Genomic DNA, 8,745 nt, shown 5'->3' with positions numbered 1-8,745 from the left:
CGCCGGAAACCTGAGCTTTTGCAAGCTCAACCGATCCCGAAAATGTAGTGGTAACACCTGCGTCGGCGCGCGCATATCATTGAATAAAAATGCCTTTTCCGAAAGCACTGTTCAAGTTGGGCTAGACTTTCGCAGAAGCGCCGGGCGATGATCCGACGGTTCACAATCGCCCATCCCAGCGCGGCGTCATGCTCGGCAAGGTAGGCCGCGGCTTCCGGGCTGTCTGCAGGTATCCCATGGCTGATTTCCGCCTGTCGATGGGCGTGCAGGACGGCTTGCCCGAGGCCTCGCGAGCCACTGTGCACCATCATCCAGACCCTGTCTTGCCGCAGACCAAGAGCCGCGAATCGTGTGTCGTCCGCCACCGTCTCGATCCGCTGGAATTCAACGAAATGGTTTCCCCCGCCAATGGTACCCAGCGCGGGGCTGGCCAGATCGGGCGGCAATCCGGCCTCTTTCAGGGCCACCACGCCATCGCCCGGCCAAGGCGCGTCCAGCCCTTGCAGTTTGCGCTCCACGCTGCCGAGCCGGAACTTGCGCAATGGCGCAGTGGTTTCCCACAAGGCCATGCCGCAGCCGATGTCGCTGCCCACCAGATGGGGCCAGATGCGATTCCGCGACCAGAAGGCCGCCCCTACGGCAATACCATTGCCAGCGTGGAGATCAGGCAGGCCGACAACGCGTGCCATACCCTCGTAATCTGCCGTCGCCTGGAGCTGGTCGAGTGACAGCGGATCGAACCGCGAGGGATCGTTAGCGATTAGGGAAATCGGAGTCATTGTGCGCCTCCATGGTCATTGACCATTCCGGAGAGCAGGATCGCCTCAAGCACGGCAATGTCCTTGAGAACCCCGTCACGCGGATCGACAAACAGCTCGCGACGCCGGAACCACTGGCCCCGGCGACCTAGAACCTGGCCTTCGAACATCCATTCGCCATAACGCCCGATCGAAATCCGAGTCAGCACGAAATCCTCGATATGTTGGCGCACATGCATCTTGACCGTGCTGCCCGTGTCGAGCTTGGCGCAGATCTCAGTGAAGACGGCGTCCCACCGGCGCCCGCGCTGGCGCCGCAGGTAGCGGACCAACGGAGCGAGGTTCTCATTCAATGACTTGGTGTAGGGCGCACCGATGCGGGCATGGCGCTTGAGCCCGATATGGCGCGCTTCGGCGTAAGGCATCCTTTTCAATTTGGGAGAAGCGGCGTGGCTCGCGCCCCAACGGGGGCGCTCGACGATCACCTTGAACATGTCATCACGCATGACGAGGCTCCCCGAAGCGAGGAGTGACGACAGCGGCGAGTCTGGAAAAATCAGCGGCGCGAAAGCCGCGAAAAGCAATCAGGCGAGCAGTGTCGCCTTTGAGGCAGTTGCCCATGCAATCTGTTCCTGAACACAGGGAAATAAGAAGTTTTTTTCGTCGCGGTCGAATGCTGCGCGCATGTTCTTCTCCTTTCCTCGTTCAAAAACAGGCCGATATTGGCTGGGGTCCATTTATTGCAGATTGCCGATAGACGCAAGGCCCACGTCCCGACGCAATCGAGCCGGACGAAGGATCCCATCATCCGCCGGCCCTTAACAGATTCCCGTTCGGCAATTTGGCGTTTCCTGGCCCGCCTGATTCACTTCCACTATCAATGCCCAAGTTTTGTTTGTCATCTGAGGCTCGCTAATTGCCGACATCCATCGTCTTACGTGAATCCGACGAGGTGCCGTCCAGGCGCCTCCTGCTCCAGCGTGATAGTCTTGCCAAGAAAACGCTGCGCCAGTTCGATGGCCGTAATGAGATGGCCGCTCGGCTTTACCGTGGTGAACGCGCCGCCGCCCGCCAGGGCGAAGGGCAGCACCAGTTGGTCGGCAAGGTACGGACCCGCGAAGGCCTGCGACGCGACGTAGCCTTTCAGACGGCCCGCCGCCGTCTTGACAAGCCGTTCGGCGGGGACGCCGAGCTGGCCGAAGCCGCTGGCGATCTCGGTCACATGGGCCTTGCGCGCTTCGATCATGAGGATGACGCCGGGACCCTGGTCGGCCGGAAGTTCGCGTACGGCGAAGGCTTCGCCGGGCCAGTCGGGCAGTTCCCTGCGTAGCCGCGCGATCATGCGCTCGGCGATCTCGAACGGCAGGCCGGTGAACAGCACCTGCGCCGATCCGCCGTCGAACCCGCCGCTGTCGAGGCATTCCAGCGGGGTGAGCGGGGCCGGGGTGATGTCCACCTCGATCCGCCCGCCGCCGCGCGGGTAGAAGCCGTGACGGACGAGGCGCGCCTCCACCTTCGGGCCCATGCGGTTGATGACGGGCAGGAACGTGCGCTCGATGAAGTCGAACGGCGGGGCCAGCATGTTGTGGGTGCCGCCTTCCAGCATCAGGCGCGAAGGCCGGTCGGCCAGCGCCAGCGGCATCAGCACCGTCTGCAGGACAAGCCCAGTGCTGCCCGCCGTGCCCACCGCGAAACGGTACTCGCCGGGTTGCACGGCGCCGGGGCGGAATTCGAGCGTGTCTGAACCCACGGCGGCGCCGACGACCTCTGCACCGCCGATCCGCGCCGCCGCCTCCACGGCGGTGACATGTTGACGCATCAGCCCCGGCTTCGAGCGCCCGCCGCGCACATTGGTAATGCGAAACGGAGTGCCAGTGACGAGCGAGAGCGCGCACGAATTGCGCACCACCTGCCCGCCACCTTCACCTTCCGAACCGTCGATCTCGATCATGATAGTCTCTGATACTGGAGTGGCAGCCCGCGTGAAGGGGGATCACCCCTTCACGCAGACCACCTGCTTCAAGGTATGGACGATCTCGACGAGGTCGGCCTGGGCTGCCATGACCGCCTCGATCGGCTTGTAAGCGCGGGGCGTCTCGTCGATGACGCCTTCGTCCTTGCGGCATTCAACGCCCGCCGTATCGGCCACGTGCTCCTCCAACGAGACGAGCTTCTTAGCCTGTGTGCGGCTCATCACCCGGCCTGCCCCGTGCGAGCAGCTGTCGAAGCTCTCGGGGTTGCCGAGCCCGCGCACGATGAACGATTTCGCGCCCATCGAGCCCGGGATGATGCCCATAACCCCCTTCGCCGCGCGCACCGCGCCCTTGCGGGTGACGAGCACGTTCTCGCCGAAGTGGTTCTCCCGGGTCACGTAGTTGTGGTGGCAGTTCACCGCCTCCAGCTCCGCCTCGAAAGGCTTGGCGATCTGCCCGCGCAAGGCCGCGATCACGTTGCCCATCATCATCCGCCGGTTGAGCGCGGCGAAGTCCTGCGCCCAGCCCACCGCCTCGACGTAATCGTCGAAGTGGTCGGTCCCTTCCGGGAAGTAGGCGAGATCCTCGTCCGGCAGGTTGATGTGCCACTTGCGCATGTCCTGCTTCGCCAGTTCGATGAAGAACGAGCCGATGGCGTTGCCCACCCCGCGCGATCCGGAATGCAGCATCACCCACACGCGCGCCTCTTCGTCAAGGCACAGCTCGATGAAGTGGTTGCCGGTGCCCAGCGTGCCCAGATGCGTGAGGTTGTTGGTGTTCTTGAGGCGCGGATGCTTGTCACACAGCCGCTCGAAGCGCACTGCGAGCGTGGCCCAGGCCTCGACCACGCCCGGCGGCGGCGAGCCCCATGAGCCATGGTCGCGCTTGCCGCGTCCCACCGAGCGTCCGTGCGGCACCGCTTGCTCGATGGCGGAGCGGATGCCCTCCAGGCTGTCGGGCAGGTCATGCGCCATCAGCGAGGTGCGCGCGGCCATCATGCCGCAGCCGATGTCCACGCCCACGGCGGCCGGGATTACCGCGCCCCTGGTCGGGATCACCGAGCCGACGGTGGCGCCGATGCCGACATGGACGTCGGGCATGGCAGCCACATGGCGGAACACGAAAGGCATTTTCGCCGCGCGAGCGAGCTGGTCGTGCGCCTTGTCGTCCACGGGCACGCCGCGGGTCCACATCTTCACCGGCACGCCGCCCTCGACCTGCCGCAATTCGAAACTGGTGTCGGTCATGGCCGATCTCCTTGAAAATACGTCATAGGTGCTGGCGACGAGGTTTAGCGAGACACCCTGAATTTCTTCAAGGGCGGAGTCGAACCGCTCGGCCTTTCGGCCTTTACCCGATGTAGTCCCGCCGGCATTCGCCAGCTGCAAGAGGAAGGTCGGCCGTGGCGACCAGAAGTGGTGAGACGCGGTCCTTAAGCTACATGGCAAGGCGGGATTCGAACCCGCATCTCCTCTTTCCCGCAAGCGGGGCAAGAGGCGCTTTACTCGTCGGACCTTCGTGTGGTGCCCATGTAGTCCCACCGGCATTCGCCACGGCCGGAACCCGGTGTCGCGGCGACGAAAATTGGACAGGACATGCCCCGAAGGGCTGGTGCTCTACCGCTGAGCTACCGTCCGTTGCGAGACGGGCAGGATTCGAACCTGCGACATCCACAGTGACAATGTAGTCCTGCCCGGCATTCGCCGCGATACCTGATCCTTCTTCAAACCTCCGTTTCGTTCACGAATTGGGTCCAATCGCGCGTCTGCCCGGAAGCAAAGCGCGCCATCGCGTCGAACACCGCGTCGGTGAAGCCGCCGACATTCAGGATGTCGTCACGGCTTTTCGCCTGAGTGGTGCCATAGGGCGCGATGTCGATGCAGATCAGCTTCGCGCCCGGGTTGCGGGCCTTCAGCCTGTTCCACTCCGCCATCGTCGCGGTTGCGCCCCGGCGCGAGGGATCGACCCAGGATTCGTTGTCCGAGACGATCACCACCGTATCCACTTTCGCCCGCTCGCGATTGAGCAGGGCCAGCGGGGCCGAGACGCTGGTGCCGCCACCGCCTACTGCGGCCAGCTTCGCGGCATTGACCGCGACCCTCGCCATGGGATCGAGCGTGAGCCGAACCACGTTGCACTCAAACGGCAGCACACGGGCCTTGCGGTTGCCGCGCAGCATCGCCGCCGCGACCAGCGCCGCGACATCGATGCACCGCACTTTCGAGCTGGCGCCCTTGCGATACCCGGTGACCGGCGCCGACATCGACCCGGACACGTCCGGGCATACGACGACATTGCCGCCAAGCACCGGCACCTTGGCCAGCGAAGCCTCCAGCGCCGTTTCCAGCGCAGCCTGAACCACCAGCGGCACGCCATCCCCGACCTGGCCCATGGCGATCATGAGCTGATAGGGCATGACCCGCGCCTTGCCGAGCGCCCCGGCATCGCCGAGCCGCGCTGCCACTGCCTCGCTGACGCCCGGCACCGTGAAGGCACCGTTGCGGGCAAGGGTGTTGAGATTCATCCGCAGCGCCTGCCAGCCCATGCGAGCAGCCAGTTCGCCCCACTGCTCTGCCGAGAGCGGGAACGCGGTCAGCCATTCGAACGGCACCGGCGGCAGGGGCTGCGAAGGCTCCCGCTTCCACGCCTCGAAAGCGGCGATCTCGGCCGGCAACGCGGCGGTGTCATAGGGCTTGCCGATCAGCCAGCCATAGAACGCGCGCCGCTCGGCCGAGGCCGGGGCCGGGTGGACCATCTTCACGATGTCCGCCAGCGAGGGATCGTTGCCCGTTGCCGCTGCCATCAGCTGCGCCATGGAGGCCTGTTCCAGCCACGCCTTCACGAGCCGCTTGGGCCGCGTGCCGAGGGACCGGCGCCCGACCTGACCCGAGCGCATGATCTGCACGAACGTGCGCAGCATGCGGCCGTTGTCGATCACGCGCGCGAAGACGCACGGGGCAAGGTCGGGTTCGGCCATCGTCAGATACGCCGTAAGCAGCGCCGGCATGTCCTTCATCGCGCCGGACTTGCGGGCATAGACCGCAGCCCTGGCGACGAACTCGGGCGAGACGTCCTGCACGGCGGCGAGCACGTCGGCCAGTTGCGCCTCGGCGCCTGAATAGAAGCCGTCCGACAACGTGCCGGTGGCGGCCAGCTGCGCAAGCTTCGCTTCCGGGCCATAGGAATAGGCCACGCCGCCCGCCTCGTTCACGGGATCGGCGCGCGGCAGGAACCGCGATGCGGTGCTGGCGAAAAGGCGCTTGAAAGCCATGGCGAAATTCCTTCTTTGCGGGGAGTGGAGGCAGCCGGCCCATTCCGGCCGCCCCGCTTTCCCGTTTCCTGCTGCCGGGCTGTTCGACCGACCCGACGCCACTTGATTTGCAGGAGGCGTGCCAAACCGATCGGGAAGGCCAAAAATAATTCAGAAATCCCGAAAAACTGGGAAATTTTGACGGAATTGTGGTTCTTGGGAGAAATAGGCCGTCAGCGCTGCCCCGAAAATTTGTATATTAGCATATAAGCAATTATCTGCTTGGATCATGAAACCGCTTACCGTCATCGGCTTTCTCGGCTCCACGCTGGACGCGTCCAAGTTTGGTCCCTCGCGCTGGATGAAGTGGCGCCCCTCGGTCGCGCTGGCCATGCATGAAGACTTGCGTGTCGATCGGTTCGTGATGATCCACGGCAGCGCGCACAGCCGCCTTGCCGAATATGTCGCCACCGATGTCGCCGCAGTCTCTCCCGAGACCACGGTGGAGCGCCATGTCATAGACTTCGCCGATGCCTGGGACTTCGAGGAGGTCTACGGCAAGCTGCTGGATTTCACGCGCACCCTGCCGCTTGATCCGGAAGCGGAAGACGTGCTGGTCCATATCACCACCGGCACCCACGTCGCGCAGATTTGCCTGTTCCTGCTGACGGAGGCGCATTATCTGCCCGGGCGTCTGCTCCAGACCCAGCCGAGCCGCCGGACCGACGGCACCGCGCCCGGAAGCTGGAGCGTCATCGATCTCGATCTGTCACGCTACGATTCCATCGCCACCCGTTTTGCCGAGGATCGCGCAACCGGCACCTCGTTCCTGAAATCCGGGATCGAGACGCGCAATCCTGCCTTCAACGCCATGATCGACGAAATCGAGCAGGTCGCCTCACGCACGCGCGCGCCGATCCTGCTGATGGGGCCGACAGGGGCGGGCAAGAGCCAGCTTGCCCGACGCATCCATGATCTCAAGAAAGTGAAGCGTCAGGTCTCGGGCCCGTTCGTCGAGGTGAACTGTGCCACCTTGCGCGGAGACAGCGCGATGTCGGCGCTGTTCGGCCACCGCAAGGGCGCCTTCACCGGCGCCGCCGCCGACCGCGCCGGCCTGCTGCGCAGCGCCGACAAGGGCATCCTCTTCCTCGACGAGATCGGCGAACTTGGTCTCGACGAGCAGGCGATGATCCTGCGCGCGATCGAGGACAAGCGCTTCCTGCCGGTCGGTGCCGACAGTGAAGTCGCCAGCGACTTCCAACTGATTGCAGGGACCAACCGCGACCTTGCCCGCTGCGTCGCCGAGGGCACTTTCCGCGAGGATCTCTACGCCCGCCTCAACCTCTGGACTTTCACGCTTCCGGGTCTTGCCCGGCGGCGCGAGGACATTGAACCGAACCTCGACTACGAACTCGATCGTCATGCCGAGCGCGAGGGCGAGCGCGTGTCATTCAACAAGGAAGCCCGCGCCCGCTTTCTTGCCTTTGCCACCTCGCCGGCGGCGACCTGGAACGGCAACTTCCGCGACCTTGCCGCCAGCGTTACCCGAATGGCGACCTTCGCACCGAAGGGTCGCATCGACGTCGCTACAGTCGATAGCGAGGTGGCAAGGCTGGAGCGCCTGTGGTCCGGAGGGAGGAGCAGCGAAGATGGGCTCTCCAACGTTTTGAGCGCGGAGCAGGTCGCCGCCATCGACCCGTTCGACCGCGTCCAGCTTGCATATGTCGTGGCGGTCTGCCGCGAAAGCGCTTCCTTGTCTGATGCGGGGCGGCGGCTATTCGCTGCTTCGCGCGAGCGCCGCGCCAGTACCAACGATGCAGACCGCCTGCGCAAGTATCTGGCGCGTTTCGAATTGGAGTTCACCAGCTTGCGATGATGATCCTTACACCGTTCCAAATGACGGTAAGGCCGTATTTCCGCTGAGCGACTGTTCAACGGGCTGCAAGAGTAGTGCCCAATCGACCTGCTTCCCTTTGCGAGCGGCGGGTACCTACAGGCCGGTATGGAGTGCGGCCGGCGGCCTCCCGAATCGCCGAGATGGGTGGATTAGCGCTCGGACAGGCCTTCAGCGGGGCACGAGGATGAAACTTCTCCCACTCAGGGAATGGCGTTGGTTCATATCAGTTGGGATTAGGATGTATTCGGGGTGGGACCTGTCTACAGCATCGCCAAGCCTGCGTTTGGGGAACGGGCTGAATTGAGGAAGTGGCGCAGTACCGAAGCGATAGACCCCATCCGAGGCTACAGCCCACGCCGTGGCCATACCTGCTTCAGACCGCATCGACTGAAACGCCACGCTCGAGGTGCGCTCGCGGTCCAGCTTGCCGTCCCAGTGCCAGTCAGGGTCCAAGGTATATGGCTTGGCATAAGCGAGCGATACATCCTCGCCGCAAATCCGCACCACACCGCCATGCGACAGCATGTGAACCAGCCCAACGGTGGCAAGCATGCAATCGGAGCGCGAAGGATCCGGAGCGAGACCTGTTACCGGATCGCAGGCAGGATTGAGCGTGCCGCCGCAGAGATTCTTCGGGTCAACATCGGTTGGCTCATCAACCTTTCCGTCAGCGTTATAAAACGGACCTGTTGCGGACACGGCTTTTTGCTCGGCGCGGCGTATGTCTGCTAAGTTGTTGTAATGTTTGGTTGCGGGGGTAGGATTTGAACCTACGACCTTCAGGTTATGAGCCTGACGAGCTACCGGGCTGCTCCACCCCGCGTCACCATATGGGGCTGGTTTTCAGCCCGGGAGTGTTTTGTTTGT

At 63.9% G+C, this 8,745-nt stretch carries 7 protein-coding genes and 2 tRNA genes; 1 reads left to right on the top strand and 8 read right to left on the bottom strand.

Annotation, left to right across the window (positions count from 1 at the left end; genetic code table 11):
* Positions 1 to 26 precede the first annotated feature (26 nt).
* The 6 genes from ACYPYD_RS01960 to ACYPYD_RS01935 all read right to left on the bottom strand — a co-directional run bounded on the left by ACYPYD_RS01960 (position 27) and on the right by ACYPYD_RS01935 (position 6,002).
* Positions 27 to 779 (bottom strand): RtcB family protein, encoded by a 753-nt coding sequence (locus ACYPYD_RS01960; RefSeq protein ID WP_459661870.1) that lies wholly within the window; start codon positions 777 to 779, stop codon positions 27 to 29.
* Positions 776 to 1,264: a hypothetical protein gene (locus tag ACYPYD_RS01955; RefSeq protein WP_459661869.1), complete on the bottom strand. Its 489-nt coding sequence runs from the start codon at positions 1,262 to 1,264 to the stop codon at positions 776 to 778. The genes ACYPYD_RS01960 and ACYPYD_RS01955 overlap by 4 nt, the downstream gene beginning before the upstream one ends.
* Positions 1,265 to 1,692: 428 nt before the next feature.
* Positions 1,693 to 2,709, bottom strand: coding sequence for an RNA 3'-terminal phosphate cyclase (gene rtcA / locus ACYPYD_RS01950; RefSeq protein ID WP_459661868.1), 1,017 nt, complete (start codon positions 2,707 to 2,709; stop codon positions 1,693 to 1,695).
* Positions 2,710 to 2,751: 42 nt separating this feature from the next.
* Complete coding sequence (locus ACYPYD_RS01945; protein WP_459661867.1) at positions 2,752 to 3,978, bottom strand: RtcB family protein; 1,227 nt, start codon at positions 3,976 to 3,978, stop codon at positions 2,752 to 2,754.
* A gap of 391 nt (positions 3,979 to 4,369) precedes the next feature.
* Positions 4,370 to 4,435: transfer RNA gene (locus ACYPYD_RS01940), tRNA-Ser, on the bottom strand.
* Positions 4,436 to 4,454: 19 nt separating this feature from the next.
* Complete coding sequence (locus ACYPYD_RS01935; RefSeq protein WP_459661866.1) at positions 4,455 to 6,002, bottom strand: vWA domain-containing protein; 1,548 nt, start codon at positions 6,000 to 6,002, stop codon at positions 4,455 to 4,457.
* Between the two features lie 268 nt (positions 6,003 to 6,270).
* On the opposite strand from ACYPYD_RS01935, the gene rtcR reads away from it, so the two are divergent.
* Complete coding sequence (gene rtcR / locus ACYPYD_RS01930; protein WP_459661865.1) at positions 6,271 to 7,857, top strand: RNA repair transcriptional activator RtcR; 1,587 nt, start codon at positions 6,271 to 6,273, stop codon at positions 7,855 to 7,857.
* A 189-nt stretch (positions 7,858 to 8,046) separates the two neighbouring features.
* On the opposite strand, the gene ACYPYD_RS01925 is transcribed toward rtcR, so the two are convergent.
* A complete protein-coding gene (locus tag ACYPYD_RS01925; RefSeq protein ID WP_459661864.1) occupies positions 8,047 to 8,577 on the bottom strand; it encodes a hypothetical protein in 531 nt (176 codons plus the stop codon).
* A 47-nt stretch (positions 8,578 to 8,624) separates the two neighbouring features.
* A tRNA-Met gene (locus ACYPYD_RS01920) sits at positions 8,625 to 8,701 on the bottom strand.
* Positions 8,702 to 8,745 lie beyond the last annotated feature (44 nt).

The organism is Novosphingobium sp. 11B (assembly GCF_054589055.1).
Note: the sequence above shows the minus strand (reverse complement) of the source record. Positions and strands in the feature narration are given on the sequence as shown.